Genomic DNA, 24,538 nt, shown 5'->3' on the forward strand with positions numbered 1-24,538 from the left:
ATACCCGCACACCATCGTCAGCACCGGCAACTGCCGCGCGGTACGGGCCTGCCCATAGCCGACCGGCACCGTGGTCGGCGGGAACCACAAGTCGCACTGCGCGATATCGCCGGCGTCATAGCTGGCGCGACCCGACGGATCCGGCGGAAGATAGGCCGGCCGCAATTCGCGGACACGTTCCTTGAACACCGTCATCCCACGCGTCCAACCGACTCGCTCAGCGATCACCGCCAACAATTGCGCGCGGATCGCCTCCTCGAAAACATCTACCGCCGACCCGGCCGGCTTACGCTCGTACTTCGGCGGCCCCTCAGAAGCCAACGCCGCCCGCACCGTGTTACGCGAGACACCCAACGTCCTGGCGATCAACTTGATCGGCAACTCCTCGGCTCGATGCAGCCTGCGGATCTCAGCCCAGTCCTCCACTGACAACAACTCCCTTCTCCTGTCGGCTCATAAGCCGAGACTCAGTCGAAGGGGGTCAAAATTCACCCGTCGACACGGGGTCAATTTTCAAGCGACGCCGACAAAATTGAACGAATCGAAAAAGTCCCGAGAGACCCGCTAGCCCAGGTAGGTTCATGACTATGACGCAACCAAATCCCCCAGGTTGGTACCCCGACCCCTCCGGATCTCGGGGCACCAGATACTGGGATGGCGCCCAGTGGACCGGGGCAGCCCCGGCCGCACCGGTCAAGAAGCGCAAGGTATGGCCGTGGGTCCTACTCGCTGTGGTGGTGCTGTTCTTCGGCGGTTGCGGAGCACTGGTCGCGATCGTAGGCAGTTCAGCCGGCGAAAAAACAACCAGCGCGGGAGGCAAAGGCAGCAAGGCGGATTCCAGTGCCGGTGTCGGGCAAGAGGTCCGTGACGGGAAGTTCGCGTTCACCGTCACCGGCGTCCGCACCTCGCCCGATACCGGAACGTCGAAGGCACGCGGCGAGTTCATCATCGTCACCATGACGGTAAAAAACACCGGGAACGAACCACAGTCTTTCTTCGTGGAGAACCAGAAGCTGTTCGATGGCGACGGCAAGCAGTTCGCGGCCGACTCGATGGCGGCAATCGAGTTGAACAGCGGCGCGAACGGAGAGAACACGTCGATGCTGGTCAACATGAATCCCGGATTCACAATCACCGCCCAGGTGCCCTTCGACGTCCCCCCGGGCACCAAGGCCACTGTTATCGAACTTCACGATTCGGCGTTCAGCGGCGGGGTAAAGGTCAAACTCAGCTGAGCAGGATTTATTCGAGTTTCCGCGCTCGGCGCGGGTTTGGGTTGGTCGACGTGGATGTAGCCGCAGTGCCCGGCGGCAAATAAGAGCAGGTGATTTGCATGCTCTCATCTTTGGGGTCACCGAGTTCTTAGAGCAGCGTGGTGGCGATGTGACGGATGGTATGTATCCACTTGGCCGAGGCCTGCCGCCGCGAGCACAGTACGTCTTTCAGGGCGTCGTCGATCTTCGACAGCGACACCCAACCCGGTTTGCGCATCGGAACCATCGGGAGTCGCCAGCGGTCGACCGACGCAGTAACGCATTCCTGCCGCATCTTCTTTGGCAATGTAAGCGATAAATACAGGAGTGCAGATCTTGGGCAATACGGTCCGGCTCGCTTTGTCGAAAGCGATCATGCACCGGACGACGGCAAGCGGGGAAGGCGCTCTCAATCAGCGGGTCCGGGGTTCGAAACCCTGACGGCGCACCACCACAAGCGTGTTTGTCTACCGGCTTACCCAACGCCCGGCAGCACCAACTCCGGCTCGACCGGAACCCTGCCCGCAGTCATCACCCAGCGAAGGCTCCCAACCAGGACGTGCCCGGACATGCGCGTCACGGTGGACTCCAGCACCGGGGCGTACGGCAACCACAACGGGCGCCGCGCCCACGTCGGCAGCATCGCGACCGCCACCGCGGCCAGCACGCCGTACACCGGTCGGGCCGGCAGGGCCAGCGGTGGAGTCAGCAGCAGAAAGCGCGCGGCATCCCGGGCCGCTGGCGTGGCGCGCAATTCGGGTCGGTAAGCCTCAATGCGCTCATGCAACTCGCGTTCGGTCTCCGGCGGCGTCGGCACGCCCAGTGCCCTTGCCACCACGGCCATATCGGCGACGTACCCGTCCCGGCCGGATTGGTCGAGCGGCGCTGCGCCATACAGTTGATGGGCGAGCAGGAAGCTATCCACCTCGGCGATGTGCACCCACTCCAGTAGGTGCGGGTCCGACGCGTGATACGGCCGTCCATCAACGGTGACACCACGCACGAAGGTGTGGATGCGCCGGACCTGGTCGACGGCATGCTGGGCGTCGGCAGCGCAACCGAACGTCGTCGTCGCCAGGAAGGTGCTGGTGCGCTGCAACCGCCCCCAGGGGTCACCTCGATAGTCGGAGTGGTCGGCAACGCCGGCCATTGCCAGCGGATGCAGCGACTGCAGTAGCAGGGCCCGCAACCCGCCGACGAACATCGACGCGTCCGCGTGGACGCGCCGGATGGGCCGGTCCTCGCCGAACCACCGTTCGCCCGGGGTGTGGTGGATGCGCTCACGGTTGGTCGGCCCCTGCGGTCCGGCCACCATGGCGAACAATCTGCTTTCCAGGTCGCGCCTGACCGCGCTGACCGCTGACGACAGAGTCATCCCTTCACCGTACGAGCTGAATGTTGGGCGGCGCTCTTGAAGATGATGTCGACGGCGGCTTCGATGATCTCGTCGTTGGGCACTGTGCCGTACATCAGCGACGGGCACGCGACGACCCCGGTGAGCATCGACACGGCAGCGTCCAGCGCCGCTCCGGAGAAAACCTCTCCGAGCATGGCGTACATCTGGTGCTGGCCGTCGGTGTTGACCTTGTCCCGGACCTGCCTCATCTGCTCCTCAGAGGCCCATTGCGCCATGCTGGCGAGCACCCGGTCGAGCCGCAGTTCGAGAATCCCGGAACGAAATACCTTGAGTTCCTCGACGACATCCGCGCGCAGGTCACCGGTGCGTTCGTGATGGGGCATCTCGCCGAGCGATTCGATCGCCATGATGATCAGGTCGATGCGGGTGGGCCAGTGGGTGTACACGGTGGTCTTGGAGTAGCCGGCGATCTCGGCGACCCGCGCATGGGTGATCGCCTCGGACCCGTCCCCGGTGAGAATTTTCAGGGTGGCACGGGCGACGTCCGCGCGGGTGCGGGCCACCCGCGCGTCTTCAACGCCGGACTCGTCGTTAGCCGAGACGGGGGTCATATTCGCCGCGCCACCTAGTTTGCATCGGCCCTTCCTTTGCGGGCGCCGCCAGAGAGAACTCGTTCGGCCCAGAAGTCTACTGGGCGGCTCGTCGACCCTCTGTAAGTCCGACTCAGTAGTGAACCCATCTATCAGTAGACACTTTTCTGTTCACTATTGTACGTTTAGATCAGTATTGAACGGGTGATCCATCACACTGACATCCACGCAATGGAGGGAAACCCATGTCAGCTGTCTTGTTCGGGTCCATCAGCACTCTCGCCGACACGTCGGAATTACAGCGGCAAGCCTTCAACGAGGCGTTTGCAGCCTCCGGACTCGACTGGGAGTGGTCACGCGAGGACTACATCTCGATGTTGGCTTCCAACGGTGGGGCACAACGGATTCAGGATTACGCAGAGTCCCGCGGTGAGGACGTCGACGCCGCGGCGGTACACGCGCGCAAGTCCGGCATTTTCCAACGGCTTCTCGGCGACTCGACTGTGCCTCTGCGTCCCGGTGTGGCTGCCGTCGTTGCCGAGGCCAAGGAACACCATCACAAACTTGGCTTCATCACCACCACCTCACCGGACAACGTCGCCGCGCTGTTGAAAGCTCTACAGCCGCAGATCAGTGCGGACACTTTCGATCTCATCGTGGACAAGGAGTCCGTGACAGCACCGAAACCCGATGCCGTGGCGTACGAATTCGCCCTCGAACGACTCGGCGAGCACGCTGACAGCGTGGTGGCGATTGAAGACAACGTCGGAGGAGTCGCCGCCGCGACTGCCGCCGGCATCACCTGCGTCGCCTTCCCGAACCGGAACACCAGCGGTGGCGACTTCAGCGCCGCCACGGAGACCGTCGAATCTCTGGACGCCGCAGCCGTTCTCGGCCTGGTGACCCGCTGAGTCCAGCCCTGACCTATCCGAGGAACACGCAATGAGCAATCTTCAGGCCCGAGTGACCACGAGTGACAGGGCGTTTCACGTCGAAGGGTACGAAAAGATCGAGTACGACCTGCTATACGTCGACGGCGTCTTCGGCCGCGACAACACACTGCTGGCGGACAGTTACCGTCCGTACGGCCGGACGCTGATGGTGATCGACGAGACCGTGTATCAGCTCTACGCCGACTCGATACACGACTACTTCGAGCAGCACGAGATCAAGCTGACCGTGGTCCCGGTCCAGATTCGGGAGACGGCCAAGTCACTGGAGACCTACGAGCGGATTGTCAGCGAGTTCAATGCTTTCGGGCTGGTCCGCACCGAACCTGAGCTCGTCGTGGGCGGCGGATTGACCACCGACGTGGCGGGGTTCGCCTGCGCGAGTTACCGGCGCAACACCCCGTACATCCGGATTCCAACCACCCTGATCGGCCTGATCGACGCGAGCGTGTCCATCAAGGTCGCGGTGAATCACGGCAAACACAAGAACCGCTTGGGTGCCTACCACGCTTCGCAGCAGGTCCTGTTGGACTTCTCGTTTTTGAAGACGCTTCCTGAGGATCAGGTGCGCAACGGGATGGCCGAACTGATCAAGATCGCCGTCGTCGGCAACGCCAAGATCTTCGAACTGCTCGAAGCGCACGGCGCCGATCTCCTGCGCACGAGATTCGGCCATCTGCACGGCAACTCGGAGTTGCGTTCCGTGGGTGACCATCTCACCTACCTCGCGATCGCCACCATGCTCGACCTGGAAGCGCCCAACCTGCACGAGATCGACTTGGATCGGGTGATTGCGTTCGGGCACACGTGGAGTCCGACACTGGAGCTCACCCCGCCCATCCCGTTCTTCCACGGTCACGCGATCAACATCGACATGGCGTTGTCAACCACGCTGGCCGAGCAGCGGGGTTATCTCTCCGTCGCCGACCGCGATCGCGTGCTGGGGGTGATGAGCGCACTGGGACTGGCTTTGGACAGTGAACATTTGACCGAACAACTGCTTGCCGAGGCGACGGCAGCCATCCTTCGAACCCGCGACGGCCTGCTTCGTGCGGCGGTACCCGACCCGCTAGGTCGATGCACGTTCCTCAACGATGTCAGTGCCACCGAACTGGCCGATACGTTGTTGCTGCACAAGAAGATCTGCCTGGAATTTCCCCGCGCTGGTGACGGCGTAAATGTCTTCGCCGCACCGGAGGTGGTGGGGCAGTGACGGCAACGTTGGAGATCGAGCGGCCGGCAGCGGTTCGCGAGCCGGCACGCAGGGACGCCAACGTCGGCCGAACTGTTGCCACGTTGCTCGCCCTGTTGCTCACGCTGCCGATCGACCTCGCCGTGGTAGCGCTGACACTGCTGAGCCGGCGGCGGCCACCCCAAACGCCGGTCGCCGCCCAAGCCCGTCGCACCATCTTGCTCAACGGCGGCAAAATGACCAAGGCCCTGCAGTTGGCCAGGTCCTTTCACCTGGCCGGGCACCGGGTGATCCTGGTCGAATCTGCCAAGTACCGCCTGACCGGACACCGGTTCTCCCGCGCCGTCGACGAGTTCTACTGCGTGCCCGAGCCGACGGCTCCCGACTACGCCTCGGCACTCCTGCGTATCGCCCAGTATGAGAACGTCGACGTGTTCGTGCCGGTGTCCAGCCCGGCGGGCAGCGTCCCCGATGCCTGGGTGGGAGCACTGCTCGACGGCACCTGCAACACTCTTCATGTCGATCCCGGAACGGTTCGACTGCTCGATGACAAGGCCGAATTCGCGGCTACTGCAGCATCACTGGGCCTTCGCGTACCCGACTCCCACCGGATCACCAGCGCTGCGCAGGTCGCGGATTTCGAATTTCCACCCGACCGCGACTACATCCTGAAGCGAATTGCCTACGACCCGGTGGGCCGCATCAACCTCGCCCGCCTGTCGGCCCGCACACCTGAGCGCAACGCCGCCTTGGCGCGGTCCCTCCCGATCTCGGCGGACGACCCCTGGATCTTGCAGGAGTTCATCGACGGGCGCGAATACTGCACCCACGGCACCGTGCACGACGGCTGGCTGCAAGTCTACGGGTGCTGCGAATCCTCGGCGGCCCAACTGAACTACCAGCATGTGGACAAGCCCGAAATACAGTACTGGGTAGAGACATTCGTCGGGAGTCTCGGCCTGACCGGGCAGGTGGCCTTCGACTTCATCGAAGGTCGGGACGGGCACACCTACGCCATCGAGTGCAATCCACGGACCCATTCCGCGATCACCATGTTCCACGATCACCCGGCATTGGCCGCCGCCTATCTCGACGACGAACACCCGCTGATCACGCCGGACCGCGGTGCTCGCCCCACCTACTGGATCTACCACGAGTTCTGGCGTCTACTCACCCAACCCGGACGGTGCCGCAGACTCCGGACCATGCTGGGCGGTAAGGACGCGATCTTCACCCGGTGGGATCCGTTGCCGTACCTCATGGTGCACCACCTGCAGATTCCGGCACTGCTGTGGGACAACCTGCGCAGCCGAAAAGGCTGGAGCCGCATCGATTTCAATATCGGCAAGCTCGTCGAGGACGGCGGCGACTGAATGGCCGTCTCAGCACGCGTGTCGGTGTTGCACCTCGTCGGGTCGGCCCTTGACGACTTCCATGCCGAGTTGTCCTGCCTGTATGCGCGCGCTTGTCTGGGTGCGCTCGCCGATCCGGACCGCTACGACATGCATGTGGCGTACGTGTCACCGGGTGGGACGTGGCGATTCCCGAAAGACCTCAGCACCGAAGCACTGAAATCAGCTGCGCCGATGACGGTATGGGATGCAGTCGAGCACCTGCGCTGCCTGAAGGTGGATGTCGCCGTGCCGCAGATGTTCTGCATCTGCGGGATGACCTCCTACCGCCGCCTGCTGGGTGTGCTGGGCATCCCGTACATCGGCAACCGACCGGAAGTGATGGCGGTTGCTGCCGACAAAACCATGGCACGCGACATCGTGGCCGCGGCAGGCGTCGCTGTCCCGGCGGGCCAGGTGGTGCGAGATGGTGATCGTCGATTGAGGCTGCGGCCGCCGGTCGTCGTCAAGCCGGTGAACGCAGACAACTCGGTGGGCGTATCGCTGGTGCGCAGGCCGATGGATCTTGGCGCGGCGATCGACGCGGCGCTCGGGCACAGCGCAGCCGCCCTCGTCGAGTCTTATATCGAGCCGGGACGAGAAGTACGGTGCGGCATCGTCGTTCGCCGCGGCAAGCTCGTGTGCCTGCCGCTGGAAGAGTACGCCGTGGACGCCACGACCAAACCGATCCGGCACCGCGATGACAAACTGCGCCGCACCAACGCCGGCGAACTGTACCTCGCCGCAAAGGAACCCAGCCGGGCCTGGATCGTCGCCCGCGATGATCCGATCACCGAGGTCGTATGGGAGGCAGCCCGGCAGTGCCACCGGGCTTTGGGCTGTCGCCACTACAGCCTGTTCGACTTTCGCATCGACCCCACCGGTAAGCCCTGGTTCCTCGAAGCCGGTCCGTATTGCTCGTTCGCCCCGTCCAGCGTACTTGCGGTGATGGCTGCAGCATCAGGGGTGGACGTCACCGAACTGTTCGCCGACCAGCTTCGCGAACTCGGCCTCGAAGGGGGGCCATGCTCGCGCACACCGCACTGACGCCGCTGGGGGCGCGGGTGCCCGACATGCGGGTCGACGGTTTGGGTGGCCGCGACGTTCGCCAGCTCCGCCGGTTGCTGGCCCGGCACGGGGTGCTCGTCCTCCCCGGGCAGGTCATCGGTGACGCGGCTTTCCTGCGGTTCTTGCGCAGCTTCGGTGAGACCGTGTTCACGGTCGGCGAGACTCCGGTGCCGGGATTCCCAGACCTGAATATCGTGAGCAATGTGGGTCGCAGCAGGCCACCACGCTCGACGTTTCACACCGACACCAGCTACGTGCGAAATCCCCCGTCCTACACCGCCTTACGGGCGGTGCGCGTGCCGGAACACGGTGGGCACACCTTGTTCACCGATCAGTACGCGGCGTACGCGACGCTGCCACCGGAGGTGCGCCACCGACTCACCGGGTGCACCATCACCCACGTCGTGACGGGTCTGGAGCCAGGCCCGGAGCAAGAGACGCAGGCGGAGCATCCGGTATTCCTGCGGCACCCGCTGTCCGGGCGGACCGCGCTGTATCTCTCGGCGCCGCAGCGCTGCGCCGCGGTCAGTGGGATGTCGCCGCGGCAGGGAGCCGAAACGGTCGGCTTCCTGTTCCGCCACTCGACGCGGGACGACAACGTCTACCGCCACGAGTGGTCACAAGGCGACGTCGTGATGTGGGACAACCGATGTGTACTGCACCGTGCCGACCACCGCGGAGTGATCGGCGGCCGCGTGATGCATCGTGGCATGGTCGTCGATCGGGAGCCGTTGACCGTCGAGCGATCGGATTGGTGACATGGAAGAAACCGAAATACTCGTCATCGGCGCTGGTTTGGCCGGTTTGCGCTGTGCCGATGTGCTCGCCGCGGCCGGTCGCGAGGTGCTGGTCTGGGAAGCGTCGGACGCCGTCGGCGGTCGCATCCGGACCGATGTCATCAACGGGTTCCGTTGTGACCGAGGCTTTCAGGTCCTCAACCCCGCCTACCCCGAGTTGCGTCACACCGTGGATTTGGCGCAGCTGCGACTGCAACCTTTCGGGGCCGGCGTGATCGCGCGCCGCGATGAGGGCTCCGCGGTCTGGGTACACCCGATCCGTCACCCGAAGCGGGTGTTGACAATGCTGTCCTCGGGTGGGGTAAGGGCACGCGATGTGATCGCGCTGGCGCGGTGGGCGTCCCCAGCGCTACGACCGAAAAAGCTGACGGCACCCCAGCATTGGGATGTCAATGTGAGCGAAGCGCTGGATCGGGCCGGTGTGAGCGGCGACGTGCGCCGGGTGGTGGATCGTTTTCTGGCCGGGGTGTTGCTCGAAGAGTCCGGGGCCAGTTCGAATGCGTTCACACTGTTGTTGGCCCGCATGTTCGCGTTGGGCTTGCCGGCGTTGCCGGCCGACGGTATGCAGGCTTTGCCGAGTCAGCTCGCCGATCGACTTGGCAAACGAATTGCGCTGCAGCACCGGGCCATTCGGGTGGTGTCGGACACCCACGGGTCTCACGTCCAGGGCGACGCGGGCAGCGTCCGCGCCCAGCACGTGGTAGTCGCCACCGACGCTGTCGCGGCAACGCCCCTGACCGGCGAAGCGGCACCCCAGATGCACGGGGTGGTGACCGATTGGTGGGCGAGCGACCAGTCGGTACCGGGTCCCCCGATGCTGCGGGTGGATGCCCGCCGAGGGCGCGGACCGGTGCTGAACACGGCGGTGATCAGTGCCGCCGCACCGACTTACGCGCCACCGGGTCAGCACCTGATCGCGGCTTCTGCGTTGGTGCGCGATGGCACCGTCCCCGACGAACATACGATGCGTCAACATGCCGCAGACATCCTGCAGACCGACCATCGCGATTGGGTGCCGGTGACCCGGCACGTCATTCCTGGCGCACTGCCTGCACAGCACCCGCCGCTGCGGGTGCGACGGCCGATCCGCACTCCGGCAGGGACGTGGCTATGCGGCGATCACCGTGATAGCGCTTCGATTCAGGGTGCGCTGGTCAGCGGTCGTCGCACCGGCGAGGCGATTCTGCAGGCCATCGGGGCCAACACCGGCTGACCGCTGCCACCTTCGCGGTGTGCGCGGGGGTTACTTCGACTCGCAGGCGAAGCCGTCGTTATCGCGGTCCAACGGGGGCCGGTAGGCGGGATCGCCCCTCGGGATGTTGTAGCGGCCATCGGCGACAGCCGCCTTGCAGTTGGCATACGGCGCATCGGGCTGTGCAGCAGGTGCGATAGCCGTCCCGTAACCCAGGACACCAACAGTTGCGGCCACCGCAGCAACGAGCATACGAACTGTCGTCTCAACACCCTCCCTGTGTTGATTGGCGAGATTACGACACCGCGACCGACGGCGGGCGGAAGTCGAGAAAGTGCCGAACTCCCCGCGAACGGGTTTGGGGCGGGTCCACCTCCGAACTGACCGCGCTTCAGCCGGCGGGACTCACAATCCGCCGGGCGGCCTCCACCACGGCGGCCCGTCGGGCCGCAATCACTTCGGAATCGACCGTTCGCGCATCGGGGTGCGGCGACTGCGCCCAGGCCAGGCCCACCCCGAACAACAGCACCAGCAATTCCATCGGCTGCCAGCAAACGTCCACGTAGCCGGCGGCTTGGGCTGCTTCGATGGCGCGGATATGACGGGCCGGCATGGAGTCCCATTCGTCGGCGGGGGGCGGGTCGAGCGCCAGCCCTTCCAGGTTCGCCCAGGTGATCATGCGCAGATGCTCGGGCCGCTGACAAGCCAAATCGTAGATTTCGCCGACGAATTCGGGCACCGCCTCCGGATTCAGCGTGGTGGCGGCGAAGAATTCCTCGCTGTCGGCGGCGACCACGCTGCGAAACAACGTTTCCTTGTCCCGGAAGTGCGCGTACAGCCGCTCCTTACTGGCGGTCGCCGCTCGGGCGATCCGGTCGATGCGGGCGCCGGCCAGGCCGTACTGGGCGAACTCGGAGCGCGCGGCACCGAGAATCGTGTCGCGAAGCTCGGACCGGGTGCGCACGATCCGATCATAACCCATACGAACTAGTTCGTTCGGTATAGTGGTCAGCATGGCACCCTTCCCCCCGCCGCGAACAAAAGACGTCGACAGCCGGCCGATCGACATGGATGCGGTGATGAACCATCCGCGCCGCGTTGAGCTTCTGCGTGGTGCATTGGAGCGCGTGCACGACGGCATCGCACCGGTGATCGACGCGACCCGGCCGTACGTGAGCGGTCTGAACACGTTGCCGGCCGACGGTCGATTCCTGTTGGTGGGCAATCATACTCAGTTCATCGGTGGCGAGGTGTTGCTGATTCCGCACTTCGTGCGACGCGCGATCGGCACCCGGGTCCGGCCGCTGGCCGACCGCCGTTTCGCCCAGCAGCCCGGGTTCGGCCACGACGTGATGACCGCCTACGGCGGAGTGGTCGGCGACCCGGAGACCGCACGGGAACTGATGCGCCACAACGAGACCATCCTGGTGTTCCCCGGCGGCGGACGCGAGATCGCCAAATTCAAAGGCGAGGAATATCAACTGAATTGGCGTGGCCGGGCCGGCTTCGCCCGCATCGCGGTGGAGAACGACTATCCGATCGTTCCGGTCGGGTTGGTCGGCGGTGACGACGTCTACAAGAGCCTGGTCACCCGCGACAGCCTGTTGGGTCGGCTCAGCCGGGCGGTCAGCACCAGGATGTCCGGCGATGCCGATATGGCGATGCCGCTGCTGCGCGGCGTTGGGCCCACCTTCATCCCTCGTCCGCAACGGATGTATCTGCAATTCGGTGAGCCGATCTGCACGACGAAACCAGCGCGCATGTCTACCGAGAAGTGGGTTGAGTCGGTGCGGGCGGACACCCAGCAGTCCCTGGAAGCGATACTGGACCGGCTGTTGGAGATCCGTACCGGCGACCCGTTCCGGGAGCTGAACCCGCTGGCGTGGACACGGGCAGCCACGGCGGCCTGAAGCGACTACTCAGCGGCGTCGAACTCGACCGGAAGCGTTGCCGGACCGGTGATTCCGACGATCGGCTGCCACGTAACCGGTCCGTAGCGACGAAGATTGCGCATCCGGGCGGCCATCACCCGCAGCGCCTCGGCGAGGTCGCGCCGGGCGAGGTTCGAGCAGTCACCGCCAGGTTGGGCTGCTCGGCGAGGAGCTGCCACTGCCCGGGATGGTCGCAGAAGACCTCCACCGCCGCGGCCAGTTGGTTGCGGGTGGTGTCGGTGCCCGCCATCAGAATGCCGATCGCGAGCATCCGCAGCTCCTCGATGCTCAGCCGGTCGCCGTCGTCCTCGGCGCGGATCGAGTCCGAAATCAGGTCATCGGTCAGTGAGTGGCGCCGGTCAGCCACCATGGCATCGATGTAGGCGTCGAGTTCGGCCCAGGCGGTCAGGATGTCGCGTTCGTACTCTCTGACATTCCAGGTGAACAGCGTGAAGAAGTCGTCGGCCCAGGCCGAGAATCGGCGCCGGTCGTCGCGGGGGGCGCCCAGTACGGGCTGATGACCGGTACCGGATAGGGCCGGGCGACATCCGAGACGATCTCGCTGCGGCCCGCGGCCATCAGAGGGTCGGTCAGTTCGGTGATGATGTCGGTGATGACGGTGTCCAGGCGGGCTACCGAGCGAGGAGTGAAGGCCTGGGGTGGATCGGGCGAGATGCAACGCGTAGACGACTACTCTATTTTCGGTTGTCGCTACGCGACGGGATCATCGGGCAGCCCGCGATCCTGACAGCGCTCGTCGCGCAGCGAGATCCAGCCCGTAGCCGATCAACCCGATGACCACGATCACCGCAACCACTTGTCCGTACGCCAGTTGATCGCGCGCGTTGAGGATCTGATAGCCCAGACCCGAACGCACGCCAAGCATTTCGGCTGGCACCAACACGACCCAGGCGATACCCAGGGCCACGCGCAGACCGGTCTGCAGATGGTCGCGGATGGCGGGCAGCACCACCACGGTGAGTTGTTCGGCCCGGGTGGCACCGAACGATCTGGCCACCTGCAGGTACCCGGGATCGATGGCGTGCACGCCGGCGGCGGTGTTGATCAGGATGGGCCACACCGACGCCGCAGCGATCAGGAAGATCACCGGCTCGTTGCCGATTCCGAACAGTGCCACCGAGATCGGGGCCCACGAAAGCGGTGAGATCATGCGCAGGAACTGCACCACGGGTCGGGTCGCGCGATCGGCCGTGTCGTTCAGCCCGATGAGCAGCCCGGTGGGCATGCCGATGACCGCGCCCACCAGTAACCCGACCAGCAGCCGCCACAGGCTGACACCGGTGTCGGGCAGCAACACTCCGCGGTGGTACAGATCGACCAGCGATGTGGCGACTCGTAACGGTGTCGTCTCACGCAGCAGCGACTGCGCGGGCGCCAGGACGGCGGTCGCCAACCACCACAACCCGATCGCCGTCCCGATCGCCAGCGTGGGCGGCCACCAGCGCCGGACGAGTGCACCTGACGGGGAATCTACGGGTGCCGAGAGGGTCGCTGTATCCAGAGTCATCGCGGTTGCACCTGTTCAGTTCGACTGAAATCGGAAGGGATGCCGAAGGATTCGAGCCCACCGCGGGCGCCCAGCGCACCACGCACGAAGGAGTCGTCGACCAACTCCGAATGCACGGTCGCGGGATCCAGTCGGTCGAGGAACCCGCGATCGCCGTCCACGACGGTGTCGTGCATGGCTTCGACCAGGCGGCGGGTGAAGCTGGGAAATGGAAAGGGTTGATATCCCAGCCGCTGTGGTTGCCAGTCGGGGTGGACGATCCGATAGTCCTGCGCGCGGTAGTTGAGCGCGGTCTTGATCGCCGGCAGGGGCTGCGGCAGGTACGCGCCGTTCGACAACGCCGCTGCTGCTGCAGCCCGGTCCGCGTTAATGCGTTGCTGTCCAGCGACAATTGAATCCACCAAGGCGGCGGCCGCCTGCGGCCGGTGTTCGATCAGGTCGTCGTGCGCGAGCACCACACAGCAGGCATGGTCACGCCACACGTCGCCGAGGAACGCATGGATGCGGCCGATCTTGCGGACCTGGGCCATGGCGTTGAACGGATCTGCCACCACGTAGCCGCTGATCGAGCGGTTGGCCAACGCCGGCACCATGTCCGACGGACTCATCACGATCAGTTCGACCGTGCGGGCGGTGCGTGAGGCGCTGCGGCGCACCACCGGCACCAGGTTATGCGCGCGCAGCAGTTGTTGCAGGATGATGTTGTGGATCGACCACCAAAACGGTATTGCCACTTGAGTTCCGGCCAACTGGCCGTAGTCGGTGATGTGCGGCGCTACGGTGAGTGCTGATCCGTTGGTGTGGTTCCAGCTCAACACCCGCACCGGACTACGCAGGAGGAATCGCAACTGGATCGCCGTCGGCATCAGCATGTGCACGGCGTCAACCTGGCGGGTGACGAACGCCTCGGCCAGGGAGGCCCAACTGCGAAACAACACCGGCTTGGCCGCGCTCACCACACCCGGCTGGTAGAGACCGGCGGCGTGTGCGATCAACAGCGGCGCCGCGTCGGTGATCGGCAGGTAGCCCACCCGCAGTTGTCCGCTGGTGTTCGTCCGGTCGACACTGGCGGCGTGCGCCAGATCAGCTACGCCGGCCACTCCGCCCGCCGCGGCGAGGGCCGCCGCGCCGGTCAGCAAGGACCGCCGCGACACCAGGCCCGTCACTGCCCCACCAGGCGGTAGTGGTCGAGGATCTCCTGTCGCAACTGCTGGCTGCCGGGCTGCCATTCGCGCCGGATCCGCCCGTCGGGACCGAGCAACACGACACGGCTGGCGAGCAACAACGCTTCGTCGACGTCGTGAGTGACCAGAACGACGGTGACGCCCAACTCGGCGGCCAGCGTGCTCAGCCACCGCTGCAGGTCGGCCCGGATGGCCGGGTCCAGTGCGCTGAACGGTTCGTCGAGCAGCAACAATCGGGGCCGGGTAGCGACCGCCCGGATGATCGCCACCCGTTGCGCCTGCCCGCCGGACAGCTGGTCGGGATAGCGGTCGGCGACCCGCTCCAGATCGAAGCGACGCAACAACTCCTCGGCGTAATCCCGGTTGAACGACGCCTGCTGGGCGGCGAACCGCCCGGCGATCAGCACGTTCTCCCCCGCGGTCAGCCACGGCAGCAGCAGCGCCTGCTGGAACACCACGCCGGCGTGCGGCCGCGTGGAGCCGGTGGACCATTCGACGGTTCCCGACGAGAGCTGTTCCAGCCCGGCAATCACCCGCAACAGAGTGGACTTGCCACTGCCGCTGCGGCCCAGGATCGCCAGGAAATCGCCGTGCTCGACGGTCAGGTCGATGTCGGCCAGCGCGTGGCTGCCGGCGTCAAAGCGCTTGTGGCCACCGACTATTCGTACAGTGGCAGCTCCCACGTTCGCGTTCCTTTCGACGACTGTGCCGTCGGCAGGGCACGGCACAGGCAGCACGCTGCCATTGCGGCGCGGGCATTGCTCCTGCACGTCGCCGCGGCGACTGTGGACAGCTGGCGCGCAGCTACGCCGGCAGCGAGCGGAAGCAGCGCGGTTGTGATCCCGAATGATGTTCCAGCACAGTGCATTCAGGTGTCTCAGTCCGAGATCGGTGGCGCGGCGTCCGCAACTCCGGCGGCCAGATGGGATCGTGCTGATCGCAACCGGTGCAAAAGCGTCCCGCTGAGTCGACACGCACTACCCCAGTCCCGCCACACCCGGTAGTTTTTCCTCACCGAGAATCGGCCGCTGTCGAAGGAGTCGCTATGGGGTTCATCCAGCCCAACCTCCCCGTCGTCGACGCGGAGTGGAGCAAGCGGACTCGTTCCGAGCGGGTGATCCCGATGATGCGCCACATCGCTGAGAACGGCTTCGGCACTCCCCTGGTGATGCATGTTATGTACGGCGTCAAGATCGTGCTCTACGTCCTGGGCATCTGGGTGTGCGCGTGGTCCACAGCGGGCATCGGCGATTTCACCGACCTCTCCGCCTGGTGGACCGAACCCATCGTGTTCCAGAAGGCCGTGTTGTTCACCATGCTCTTCGAAGTCGTCGGGCTCGGTTGTTGCTTCGGACCGCTGGCCGGGCGGTACTTCCCACCGATCGGCTCGATCCTGTACTGGCTGCGGCCAGGCACCATCCGGTTGCCCCCGTGGCCCGACCGGGTGCCGCTGACCAAGGGCCACAACAGAACTCCGCTCGACGCGGTACTCTACGGCGCACTGCTCACGCTGCTCGTCACGGCGCTGGTGTCTGACGGGAGTGGGCCGATCCCGGCCCTGCACACCGCGATCGGAGTGTTGCCGCGGTGGCAGAGTGTCGCGATCCTGACGCTGCTGGCCGTACTCGGCCTGCGGGACAAGGTGATCTTCCTGGCCGCGCGCGGCGAGGTCTACGCGCCGCTGGCGCTGGCGTTCCTGTTCTCCGGTGCCGATAGCGTGGTCGCCGCGAAGCTGGTCTGCCTGGTGATCTGGATGGGCGCGGCCACGTCCAAGCTGACCCGGCACTTCCCGTTCGTGATCTCGACCATGCTGGCCAACAATCCGTTCATCCCGTCGGGCGTCCTTAAGACGTCGTTGTTCAAGCACTACCCGGACGATCTGCGGCCCGGTGCGTGGTCGGGATTCATCGCGCACTTCTCGACCGCGATCGAAGGGCTGGTGCCGCTGGCGCTGCTCTTCTCACACGGCGGCTGGCCGACGACCGTCGCTGCGTTCGTGATGATCGTGTTCCACCTGAACATCCTGCTGGCCTTTCCGATGGGAGTGCCACTGGAGTGGAACGTGTTCATGATCTTCAGCGTGCTGTGGCTGTTCGTGGCGCACGCGCCGGTCGGACTTGCCAGTGTCATCAACCCGCTGCCGGTCGCCGTGCTGTTCGTGGTCCTCGTCGGCACCGTCATCGTCGGAAACCTGTTCCCGCACAAGGTGTCTTTCCTGCCCGGCATGCGGTACTACGCCGGCAACTGGGACACCACCGTGTGGTGCGTGAAGCCGTCGGCCGACGAGAAGATCCGCATCGGCGCCCGCGCGCTGGGACCGATGCAGCATTTGCAACTCGAGCGGTTGTACAAAAGCAAAGAGGACACCCTGGTCCCCATCCATCTTGCCTACGCCTTCCGCGGGATGAACACCCACGGGCGCGCGTTGTTCACCCTGGTCCACCGGGCGCTGGCCGGCTACGACGAGCAGGACTACAACCTGTGTGAAGGCGAGATGTTGTGCGCGGTGGCGGTTGGCTGGAACTTCGGCGACGGGCACATGCACAACGAGTGCCTCATCGAGGCACTGCAGCAGCGGTGCGGATTCGCCCCCGGTGAGGTTCGGGTGGTGATCCTCGACGCGCAGCCGATCCACATTCAGCGTCAGGAGTACCGGCTGGTCGACGCGGCGACGGGTGAATTCGAGCGCGGTTACGTCAACGTCGACGACATGGTCACCACGCAACCTTGGAACGACGATCTCCCGGTACACGTCACCAGCAGCACCGGGCTGAACGCATGACGACCGCCCTGGTCACCGACGCGTCGACCGGTCCGGGGCACGAACTGCCCGGTCTGTTCGCCGCCGACGGTATTGCAGGATTCAAGGCGCTGGTCTCCGGGCACTTTCGTGGCGCGCCACTGATTCAGTGCCGCGCCAACAGCGCGGTCCGTGCCTCAGATGTGGTGTGCGGCAACCATAATGCTTGAATGGGCACTAGCGGCGGGTCGTCCAGGGCCCGCACTTCGACACGACCGTGTAACGCCGGGCCCGCCGGCGCGGTCACCAATGCGACGTAGTCGTTGCCGACGACCGCGGTGACCGGCGGGGTGCCCTGCATCTTGTTGACCACCACCGTCGGCTCGAAACCCGCACGGCGACAAGCTGCTACGAGGAAGTCCGTATAGAACGAGAACGTTGGCGGTGCCCACACAACAAGCGGGTAGGCGGCGATGTCGGTGAGCGCGATGCTGGTCTGCTTGCTCAGCGGGTGACCGGCTGCTACCGCGACCCGCAGTTCGTCGTAACCGATGACCGCCCCGGCGAACTCCGGTGGCGTGGTGGCGCCGCGCCGCAGACCCACGTCGATGGATCGATCGAGCAGGGCTTGCTGCATGTCGGAGGGGAACATCTGTCGCGCCGTCACCGAGACCTCCGGCAGCGCCGCGCGCACCGGTTCGATGATCGTGAAGATCTCTTCGGCAGTGATCGCCGGGGTATGTCCGACGACGAAGGGCGGCTGACGGCCGGCGGCCACCTGCCGCGTGGCGTCGGTGAGTGCGGCGGCGGCAGCCAACAGCAACGGTGCACCCTCGCGCAGCTTCTGCCCGGCCGGGGTCAGCTGCAGTCGCCGGCCGCGACGGTCGAACAGGCTGACGCCGATAGCGTGCTCGAGTTGGCGCATGGCCGTACTCAATGCCTGCTGAGTGAGATGAAGCCGCTGGGCGGCGGCGGTCAGATTCTCGTGTTGGGTCACCGCGATGAACTGGGACAGCCGGTACAGGTCTAATGGTGCATGGTGGTCCGACACCGCCAACCCCTCACCATGGACAACTTCCGGTTGTCATTCGACCATTAAACACTGTTGGCGATTTGTATATCCGCCGACATAGTTTCGCGTCATGAGCAACCACAGCCTGAACGGTAAGACAGTGCTGATCGCCGGCGGCGCCAAGAACCTGGGCGGACTGCTCGCCCGCGATCTGGCGACTCGCGGCGTCAAAGCCATTGCGATTCACTACAACAGCGACGCCACCAGAGCAGCCGCGGACCAGACGGTCGCTGCCATCAGGCGACGCCGGACCCGAGGCCTATGCCTTCCAGGGCGACCTGACCTCGGCCGCAGCGGTCTCGTCGCTGTTCGACGACGCCAAGGCCGCCCTGGGGACGATCGACATCGCGGTAAACACCGCCGGGATGGTGATCAAGAAGCCGATCGCCGACATCACCGAGAACGAGTACGACACGATCTTCGCCGTCAACTCCAAAGCCGCGTTCTTCTTCATCCAGGAGGCGGGCAAGCACCTCACGGACCAGGGCAAATTGGTCACCGTGGTCACTTCGCTACTGGCTGCTTACACCGGGTTGTACTCGATCTATGCCGGCTCCAAGAGCCCCGTCGAACACTTCACCCGCGCGGCCTCCAAGGAGTTCGGGGAACGTGGTATCTCGGTGGTCGCCGTCGCACCCGGACCGATGGAGACGCCCTTCTTCTACGGGCAGGAAACCGATGAGTCGGCGAAGTTCAACCAGACGGCGGCCGATTTGTCGAAATTCACCAGGACGGGTTTGACCGATCCGGACGATATCGTTTCGCTGATCCGCTTCCTGGTCAGTGACGGTTGGTGGATCAACGGACAGACCATCTTCGCCAACGGCGGTTACTCCACGCGTTGAGCGGGTCAGCGGTTCCTGATCCTGTGGATCACCACGATGACGGCGACGACGCCGGCCCCGGTCAGTGACACCGTCACGATGGGCTTGTTGAGGAACTCGAACACCTTGGCTTTGACGTCGTCGGCCAGGCGGCGCGGGTTGGCCCGCTCAGCAAGCGAGTCGACCGTGGCAGCCAACTGCTCGCGGGCGACATCGATCTCCTTCTTGATGGTGTCGGGATCGCGGTCCGCCACGTGTCTGTCCTCCAAATCAAGCTGATGCACTGACCAACTACCCTAGTGCCGACGCTTCGGCGACGAGAAAGGGATGCACTTTGACCGAGACCACACGACTGGCACCCGGCGACCCAGCGCCCGCTTTCAGCCTGCCCGACGCTGACGGCAACACGGTGTCGCTGTCGGACTACAAGGGCCGCCGCGTCGTCGTGTACTTCTACCCGGCGGCTTCCACGCCCGGCTGCACCAAGCAGGCGTGCGACTTCCGGGACAGCCTGGCCGAGTTGAACGAGAGCGGTCTGGACGTCGTCGGCATCTCCCCCGACAAGCCGGAGAAGCTGGCCAAGTTCCGCGACGCGGAGAAGCTGACCTTCCCGCTGCTGTCGGACCCGGACCGCAAGGTGCTGGCGGCCTACGGCGCGTTCGGCGAGAAGAAGATGTACGGCAAGACGGTCACCGGCGTCATCCGGTCCACTTTCGTCGTCGACGACAAGGGCAAGATCGAGATCGCGCAGTACAACGTGAAGGCCACCGGGCACGTGGCGAAGCTGCGGCGGGACTTGTCGGTTTAGGCCCGATCGAGCCTTCCCCGGCGGCCGGGAGTTGTCGTACCCCGGTGCTGTGATGGTGTTGTGTCTGCCGCCGCTGTTGCTGAGCCTGTCGGGTTGATGCCCAAGGAGCGCTTGGAGGTGTTGTTTGAGGAGTTGGCGGAGCTGACGGGTCAGCGTAATGCCATCGATGGGCGCATCGTGGAGATCGCTGCTGAGGTGGACCGTAAGCAGTTGTGGGGGATGACCGGGTGTCGGTCGCTGGCGTCGATGGTGGCCTGGAAGACCGGGGTGTCGCCGGCCAACGCCCAGACGGTGGCGGCGATCGCCGGGCGACTGGAGCAGTTCCCGCGGTGTGCGGCCGGCATGCGCGAGGGCCGGTTGTCGCTGGATCAGGTGGGGGTGATCGCCCAGCACGCCGCGGACGGCTCTGATGAGCATTATGTGGAGTTGGCGGCGGTGGCCACGGTCACCCAGTTGCGTACCGCGGTCAAGCTCGAACCCCGAGCTGATCCCGGGCCCGCCCCCGAGCCGCGGCGGCGGATCACCAAGACCTGCGATGAACACACGACCACGTGGCGGATCACGTTGCCGCACATCGAGGCCGCGGTGTTCGACACCGCGTTGCAGGCTCATCTCGATGCCCTGGTCGCGACGTGGAAACGCGACCACGGCGAGGACGACGCGCCCAGCGCGCCGCCCCTGCCCACCACTGTGGATGGGTTCATGAGCCTGGTCGAGGCCGGCTGGGACACCGAGGTCGCCCGCCGCCCGCACGGGCAGCGCACCACCGTGGCGGTGCACCTCGACGTCGACAAGCGCGCCGCGGCGCTGCATCTGGGTCCGCTGCTCACCGACGCCGACCGCCAGTACCTGACCTGCGATGCCACCTTCGAGGCCTGGTTCCAACGCGACGGGCAGCTCATCGGCACCGGCCGGCAGACCCGCCAGATCAACCGCCGGCTACGCCGCGCCCTGGAACACCGCGACCGCTGCTGTGTGGTGCCCGGCTGCGGAGCCACCCGCGGCCTGCACGCCCACCACCTGCGGCACTGGGAAGACGGCGGCCCCACCGAACTGACCAACCTGGCCCTGGTCTGCCCCTACCACCACCGCCTACATCACCAGGGCGGGATCACCATCACCGGCACCGCCGAGAACCTCATCGTCACCGACGACGACGGACACCCCCTCCCACCCGGATCACTGGCCCGACCCCCCACCACACCACCACCGGATGTCCCACCCTGCCAAGGACCCCTCGGCGAACGCGCCGACTGGTGGTGGTACACACCCTTCCAACCCGAAGCGCCACCGAATTAGGTTGGCGATCAACGGAACTCGCCTGCACACAGCTGCGCGGAAATTCCCGCGTCTCGCGTTTAGCGGTCCGGAGCTAAGTTCGCCAGCAGTAACGCTTCCGCGATCGCCGCCCGCTCCAGCACGCCCAGGTGCAGGCTCTCGTTGACGCTGTGCGCCTGGGTGCCCGGATCCTCCACCCCGGTGACCAGAATCTTGGCTTGTGGGAACGCCTCGGCGAACTCGGCGATGAACGGGATCGACCCACCCATGCCCATGTCGATGGGATCGGTACCCCACGCCTGGCGGAACGCCGCCCGCGCCGCGTCGTACACCGGTCCGCTGGCCTCGATCGCGTAGGGCTGGCCGAGTTCGCCGCGAGTCACGCTGACGTGCGCGCCCCACGGAGCGTGCCGCTTGAGGTGGGCTTCGACCGAGTCCAGGTGCGCGCTCGCATCACCGCCGGGCGCCACCCGGATGCTGATCTTGGCTTTCGCCCGCGGAATCAGCGTATTCGACGCTGCAGCAATGGATGTGGTGTCGATACCGATTACGGTGATCGCGGGCTTGGCCCACAATCGCTGCGGCACCGACCCGGACCCGATCTCGCTCACCCCGTCCAGCAGGCCCGAGTCGGTGCGGGCCCGCTCCGGCGGATAGTCGGGGTAGTTCAAGCCGGTGATGTCGGTCTGGTGCAGACCCTCGACGGCCACATTGCCGTCGTCGTCGTGCAGGCTGGCCAACAGGCGCACCAGCACGCTCAGCGCGTCGGGAATCACGCCGCCCCACAACCCGGAGTGCAGGCCGTGGTCGAGGGTGGCGACCTCCACCACGCAGTCCGCCATCCCCCGCAACGACACCGTCAGCGCCGGCACCTCGGTACTCCAGTTGTCCGAGTCGGCGATCACAATCACGTCGGCGGCCAGCTCGTCGCGGTGGGCGGCCAGCAATTGCCCCAGCGACGGCGACCCCGACTCCTCCTCACCTTCCACGAACACCGTCACGCCCACCGGCGGTTGACCGCCATGTGCCCGGAATGCGGCCAAATGTGTTGCGATGCCTGCTTTGTCGTCGGCGGTGCCGCGTCCATAGAGGCGTCCGTCCCGCTCGGTCGGCTCGAACGGCGGCGAGTGCCACTGCCCGCGGTCGCCCTCGGGTTGCACATCATGGTGGGCGTACAACAGCACCGTAGGCGCCCCGGGCGGAGCGGGATGATGCGCGATCACGGCGGGGGCACCGCCTTCGCTGACAATCCGCACATCGCCAAAACCAGCCTGCGACAACAGGTCTGATACCGCCTGTGCGCTGCGGTGCACCTGGTCGCGCCGGGCCGGGTCGGCCCACACCGAATCGATGCGTACCAGATCCTCGAGGTCGCGCCGCACCGAAGGCAGCACCGCGCGCACCCGCTCCACCAGATCAGTCATGGTTCCGAGGCTAGCCATGCCCGTGTCACTGACGTGAGGTGAGTCGTGTGACCAGTGATCATCGGCGGGCGAGGGCACGGCAGGACCGACTGACCCCTCGGCCCGCTCTAGGCTTGCCGGGTGAGCACCGACGGGCCCGATCCCACCACCCCACTGTGGCGGGCCGCGCAACTGTTCCGGCTGTTGAGCTGCCTGTACGCGCTGGGTTTCCACATCGCGGTCAGCGCGGATCTGCGCCATCCGGCGCTGGGTTGGACGCTGTTCGCGGTGCTGATCGGGTGGAGCGTGGCATGTTCGGTCGCCTACCTGCGCGGGTTCGGCCGTCGCCCGGCCTGGGTGATCGCCGAACTCGTGGTGGTCGTGATGCTGATGCTGTCGACCGAGGTCGTTGCGTCCGGCCAGTGGGCGCACAACAATCAGACCTGGCCCACGACCTTGTGGGCCAGCAACGCCACTATCTCGGCGGCGCTGCAGTTCGGACCGGCCGGCGGCATGCTGACCGGCCTGGCTGTGGCGGCGACCAGCGAATTCGTCAAGGGCTACCTCAACGTCAACTTTGGACGCAACGCCACTATCATCGTCGAGCTGGCTGTCGGGCTGGCCATAGGTCTGGCGGCTCGGACCGCGCGCCGCGCCCATGAAGAATTGCAGCGGGCGGCCCGTCTGTCCGCTGCGGTGGAAGAACGCGAGCGGCTGTCCCGCCAGGTCCACGACGGCGTCGTCCAGGTACTCGCGCTGGTCGCCAAGCGGGGGCACGAAATTGGCGGTGCCACAGCCGAACTCGCCAGACTTGCCGGCGAACAGGAACGCGCGCTGCGCAAGTGGGTCACCTCCACCGACATGCAGCGCGAGTCGGAGGCGACGGTCGATTTGCGTGCGCTGCTGCGCTGCCGGGAGTGCGACCACGTGTCGATGAGCCTGCCGGGAACCCCGGTGACCCTGGACAGTGCCGTGGCCGGCGAACTGGATGCCGCGGTCGGCAACGCGCTGGACAACGTACGGCTGCACGCCGGTCCGGAGGCTCGCACCTTCGTGCTGCTGGAGGACCTCGGCGACGAGGTCGCGGTCAGCATTCGCGACGACGGAGTGGGCATCGCACCTGGACGGCTGGAGGAAGCGGTCAGTCAGGGACACGTCGGGATCGTGAAGTCGATCATCGGGCGGTTGGAAGCGTTGGGCGGCAGCGCCGAGCTGACCACCGGGCCGGGTGACGGTACCGAATGGGAACTGAGAGTGCCACGGGGAGAGGGACGGCATGGCTGAGGATGCGGCACCTACGGTGATGGTGGTCGACGATCACCCGATCTGGCGCGACGCGGTCGCCCGGGATCTCGCAGACGACGGGTTCAACGTGGTTGCTACCGCTGAGGGCGTGGCGTCGGCGCGCCGCCGGGCGGCGGTGGTCAAACCGGACGTGGTGGTGATGGACATGCGCCTGTCCGACGGCGACGGTGTGCAGGCGACGATGGAAGTCCTTGAAGTGTCACCCGACAGCCGGGTACTGGTGCTCTCGGCCTCCGACGAACGCGACGACGTGCTGGAAGCGGTCAAGGCGGGGGCGACGGGCTACCTGGTCAAGAGTGCCTCCAAGGCCGAACTGGCCGATGCCGTGCGAGCCACCGTGGCCGGACGGGCGGTGTTCACCCCGAGTCTGGCCGGACTGGTGCTGGGTGAATACCGGCGCATCGCGCAGCGCCCGCAATCCGAGCCGGCGGGACCCAGCCTGACCGAGCGGGAGACCGAGGTACTGCGCTTCGTCGCAAAGGGCATGTCCGCCAAGCAGATTGCCGAAAAACTATCATTGAGCCACCGGACGGTGGAAAACCACGTGCAGGCCACCTTCCGCAAACTGCAGGTGGCCAACCGGGTGGAGCTGACGCGCTACGCCATCGAGCACGGGCTCGATCAATGACCGGATTCGGGTAGTCCTACTCATCCGACCACCGGGGTATCCCCGGC

At 65.6% G+C, this 24,538-nt stretch carries 24 protein-coding genes and 4 pseudogenes; 15 read left to right on the forward strand and 13 right to left on the reverse strand.

Features of this window, described 5'->3' with window-relative positions:
* Positions 1 to 435, reverse strand: a pseudogene (locus tag AC5Y3Z_RS15770) (IS21 family transposase); the annotation flags it as partial.
* Between the two features lie 152 nt (positions 436 to 587).
* On the opposite strand from AC5Y3Z_RS15770, the pseudogene AC5Y3Z_RS15775 reads away from it, so the two are divergent.
* Positions 588 to 683: pseudogene (locus AC5Y3Z_RS15775) on the forward strand (DUF2510 domain-containing protein); the annotation flags it as partial.
* 48 nt (positions 684 to 731) lie between these two features.
* A complete protein-coding gene (locus AC5Y3Z_RS15780) occupies positions 732 to 1,235 on the forward strand; it encodes a DUF4352 domain-containing protein (protein WP_463826794.1) in 504 nt (167 codons plus the stop codon).
* A 127-nt stretch (positions 1,236 to 1,362) separates the two neighbouring features.
* Here AC5Y3Z_RS15780 and AC5Y3Z_RS15785 read toward each other — a convergent pair whose 3' ends face one another.
* From AC5Y3Z_RS15785 to AC5Y3Z_RS15795, 3 genes are all read right to left on the reverse strand, one after another.
* Positions 1,363 to 1,491, reverse strand: a complete 129-nt coding sequence (locus tag AC5Y3Z_RS15785) for a hypothetical protein (RefSeq protein WP_463826441.1) — start codon at positions 1,489 to 1,491, stop codon at positions 1,363 to 1,365.
* Positions 1,492 to 1,728: 237 nt separating this feature from the next.
* A complete protein-coding gene (locus tag AC5Y3Z_RS15790; protein WP_473139677.1) occupies positions 1,729 to 2,628 on the reverse strand; it encodes an oxygenase MpaB family protein in 900 nt (299 codons plus the stop codon).
* On the reverse strand, positions 2,625 to 3,221 hold the full coding sequence (locus AC5Y3Z_RS15795) for a TetR/AcrR family transcriptional regulator (protein WP_463826443.1): 597 nt from the start codon (positions 3,219 to 3,221) through the stop codon (positions 2,625 to 2,627). The genes AC5Y3Z_RS15790 and AC5Y3Z_RS15795 overlap by 4 nt, the downstream gene beginning before the upstream one ends.
* A gap of 224 nt (positions 3,222 to 3,445) precedes the next feature.
* Between AC5Y3Z_RS15795 and AC5Y3Z_RS15800 the strand changes: the two genes are divergently transcribed.
* From AC5Y3Z_RS15800 to AC5Y3Z_RS15825, 6 genes are read left to right on the forward strand one after another with little or no spacing between them, the layout of a single operon-like run.
* Positions 3,446 to 4,111 carry an HAD-IA family hydrolase gene (locus AC5Y3Z_RS15800; protein ID WP_463826444.1) on the forward strand — a complete coding sequence of 222 codons (666 nt, stop codon included), beginning with the start codon at positions 3,446 to 3,448 and terminating at the stop codon, positions 4,109 to 4,111.
* Positions 4,112 to 4,142: 31 nt separating this feature from the next.
* Complete coding sequence (locus AC5Y3Z_RS15805; protein WP_463826445.1) at positions 4,143 to 5,363, forward strand: sedoheptulose 7-phosphate cyclase; 1,221 nt, start codon at positions 4,143 to 4,145, stop codon at positions 5,361 to 5,363.
* A complete protein-coding gene (locus AC5Y3Z_RS15810) occupies positions 5,360 to 6,715 on the forward strand; it encodes an ATP-grasp domain-containing protein (RefSeq protein ID WP_463826446.1) in 1,356 nt (451 codons plus the stop codon). The genes AC5Y3Z_RS15805 and AC5Y3Z_RS15810 overlap by 4 nt, the downstream gene beginning before the upstream one ends.
* Positions 6,716 to 7,780 (forward strand): D-alanine--D-alanine ligase family protein, encoded by a 1,065-nt coding sequence (locus tag AC5Y3Z_RS15815; RefSeq protein ID WP_463826447.1) that lies wholly within the window; start codon positions 6,716 to 6,718, stop codon positions 7,778 to 7,780. It begins immediately after the preceding gene.
* Complete coding sequence (locus AC5Y3Z_RS15820; protein ID WP_463826448.1) at positions 7,759 to 8,559, forward strand: TauD/TfdA dioxygenase family protein; 801 nt, start codon at positions 7,759 to 7,761, stop codon at positions 8,557 to 8,559. Before AC5Y3Z_RS15815 ends, AC5Y3Z_RS15820 begins: the two co-directional genes overlap by 22 nt.
* Before the next feature lies 1 nt (position 8,560).
* Positions 8,561 to 9,811 (forward strand): flavin monoamine oxidase family protein, encoded by a 1,251-nt coding sequence (locus AC5Y3Z_RS15825; protein WP_463826449.1) that lies wholly within the window; start codon positions 8,561 to 8,563, stop codon positions 9,809 to 9,811.
* 30 nt (positions 9,812 to 9,841) lie between these two features.
* Here the strand turns inward: AC5Y3Z_RS15825 and AC5Y3Z_RS15830 are convergent, their stop codons facing one another.
* Together AC5Y3Z_RS15830 and AC5Y3Z_RS15835 are read right to left on the reverse strand one after the other, a co-directional pair.
* Positions 9,842 to 10,027 carry an excalibur calcium-binding domain-containing protein gene (locus AC5Y3Z_RS15830; protein WP_463826450.1) on the reverse strand — a complete coding sequence of 62 codons (186 nt, stop codon included), beginning with the start codon at positions 10,025 to 10,027 and terminating at the stop codon, positions 9,842 to 9,844.
* A gap of 154 nt (positions 10,028 to 10,181) precedes the next feature.
* A complete protein-coding gene (locus tag AC5Y3Z_RS15835; protein WP_463826451.1) occupies positions 10,182 to 10,754 on the reverse strand; it encodes a TetR/AcrR family transcriptional regulator in 573 nt (190 codons plus the stop codon).
* A gap of 49 nt (positions 10,755 to 10,803) precedes the next feature.
* On the opposite strand from AC5Y3Z_RS15835, the gene AC5Y3Z_RS15840 reads away from it, so the two are divergent.
* Entirely contained in the window at positions 10,804 to 11,700 is an 897-nt protein-coding gene (locus AC5Y3Z_RS15840; protein ID WP_463826452.1) for a lysophospholipid acyltransferase family protein, read from the forward strand.
* 5 nt (positions 11,701 to 11,705) lie between these two features.
* Here the strand turns inward: AC5Y3Z_RS15840 and AC5Y3Z_RS15845 are convergent.
* The 4 genes and pseudogenes from AC5Y3Z_RS15845 to AC5Y3Z_RS15860 form a co-directional block, all read right to left on the reverse strand.
* Positions 11,706 to 12,378: pseudogene (locus tag AC5Y3Z_RS15845) on the reverse strand (cytochrome P450); the annotation flags it as partial.
* Between the two features lie 67 nt (positions 12,379 to 12,445).
* Entirely contained in the window at positions 12,446 to 13,249 is an 804-nt protein-coding gene (locus AC5Y3Z_RS15850) for an ABC transporter permease (protein ID WP_463826453.1), read from the reverse strand.
* Complete coding sequence (locus AC5Y3Z_RS15855) at positions 13,246 to 14,415, reverse strand: ABC transporter substrate-binding protein (protein WP_463826454.1); 1,170 nt, start codon at positions 14,413 to 14,415, stop codon at positions 13,246 to 13,248. The genes AC5Y3Z_RS15850 and AC5Y3Z_RS15855 overlap by 4 nt, the downstream gene beginning before the upstream one ends.
* Entirely contained in the window at positions 14,412 to 15,116 is a 705-nt protein-coding gene (locus AC5Y3Z_RS15860) for an ABC transporter ATP-binding protein (RefSeq protein ID WP_463826455.1), read from the reverse strand. The genes AC5Y3Z_RS15855 and AC5Y3Z_RS15860 overlap by 4 nt, the downstream gene beginning before the upstream one ends.
* A gap of 362 nt (positions 15,117 to 15,478) precedes the next feature.
* Between AC5Y3Z_RS15860 and AC5Y3Z_RS15865 the strand changes: the two genes are divergently transcribed.
* On the forward strand, positions 15,479 to 17,215 hold the full coding sequence (locus AC5Y3Z_RS15865) for a DUF3556 domain-containing protein (RefSeq protein WP_463826456.1): 1,737 nt from the start codon (positions 15,479 to 15,481) through the stop codon (positions 17,213 to 17,215).
* A 124-nt stretch (positions 17,216 to 17,339) separates the two neighbouring features.
* Here the strand turns inward: AC5Y3Z_RS15865 and AC5Y3Z_RS15870 are convergent, their stop codons facing one another.
* Positions 17,340 to 18,224, reverse strand: coding sequence for a LysR family transcriptional regulator (locus AC5Y3Z_RS15870; RefSeq protein WP_463826457.1), 885 nt, complete (start codon positions 18,222 to 18,224; stop codon positions 17,340 to 17,342).
* A gap of 91 nt (positions 18,225 to 18,315) precedes the next feature.
* On the opposite strand from AC5Y3Z_RS15870, the pseudogene AC5Y3Z_RS15875 reads away from it, so the two are divergent.
* Positions 18,316 to 19,090 (forward strand): annotated as a pseudogene (locus tag AC5Y3Z_RS15875) (SDR family oxidoreductase).
* A 5-nt stretch (positions 19,091 to 19,095) separates the two neighbouring features.
* On the opposite strand, the gene AC5Y3Z_RS15880 reads toward AC5Y3Z_RS15875, so the two are convergent.
* The gene (locus AC5Y3Z_RS15880; RefSeq protein ID WP_463826458.1) at positions 19,096 to 19,323 is read right to left on the reverse strand and encodes a DUF3618 domain-containing protein; all 228 of its coding nucleotides are present in this window, start codon (positions 19,321 to 19,323) and stop codon (positions 19,096 to 19,098) included.
* An 80-nt stretch (positions 19,324 to 19,403) separates the two neighbouring features.
* On the opposite strand from AC5Y3Z_RS15880, the gene bcp reads away from it, so the two are divergent.
* A complete protein-coding gene (bcp, locus tag AC5Y3Z_RS15885; RefSeq protein WP_463826459.1) occupies positions 19,404 to 19,877 on the forward strand; it encodes a thioredoxin-dependent thiol peroxidase in 474 nt (157 codons plus the stop codon).
* 60 nt (positions 19,878 to 19,937) lie between these two features.
* Positions 19,938 to 21,176, forward strand: a complete 1,239-nt coding sequence (locus tag AC5Y3Z_RS15890; RefSeq protein WP_463826460.1) for an HNH endonuclease signature motif containing protein — start codon at positions 19,938 to 19,940, stop codon at positions 21,174 to 21,176.
* A gap of 59 nt (positions 21,177 to 21,235) precedes the next feature.
* Here the strand turns inward: AC5Y3Z_RS15890 and AC5Y3Z_RS15895 are convergent, their stop codons facing one another.
* The gene (locus AC5Y3Z_RS15895) at positions 21,236 to 22,579 is read right to left on the reverse strand and encodes a dipeptidase (protein ID WP_463826461.1); all 1,344 of its coding nucleotides are present in this window, start codon (positions 22,577 to 22,579) and stop codon (positions 21,236 to 21,238) included.
* A 120-nt stretch (positions 22,580 to 22,699) separates the two neighbouring features.
* Between AC5Y3Z_RS15895 and macS the strand changes: the two genes are divergently transcribed.
* Together macS and AC5Y3Z_RS15905 are read left to right on the forward strand one after the other, a co-directional pair.
* Positions 22,700 to 23,842, forward strand: a complete 1,143-nt coding sequence (gene macS, locus AC5Y3Z_RS15900; RefSeq protein WP_463826462.1) for a MacS family sensor histidine kinase — start codon at positions 22,700 to 22,702, stop codon at positions 23,840 to 23,842.
* Positions 23,835 to 24,491, forward strand: coding sequence for a response regulator (locus tag AC5Y3Z_RS15905; protein WP_463826463.1), 657 nt, complete (start codon positions 23,835 to 23,837; stop codon positions 24,489 to 24,491). The genes macS and AC5Y3Z_RS15905 overlap by 8 nt, the downstream gene beginning before the upstream one ends.
* Positions 24,492 to 24,538: the final 47 nt, after the last annotated feature.

This window comes from Mycobacterium sp. NGS61 (assembly GCF_059812325.1).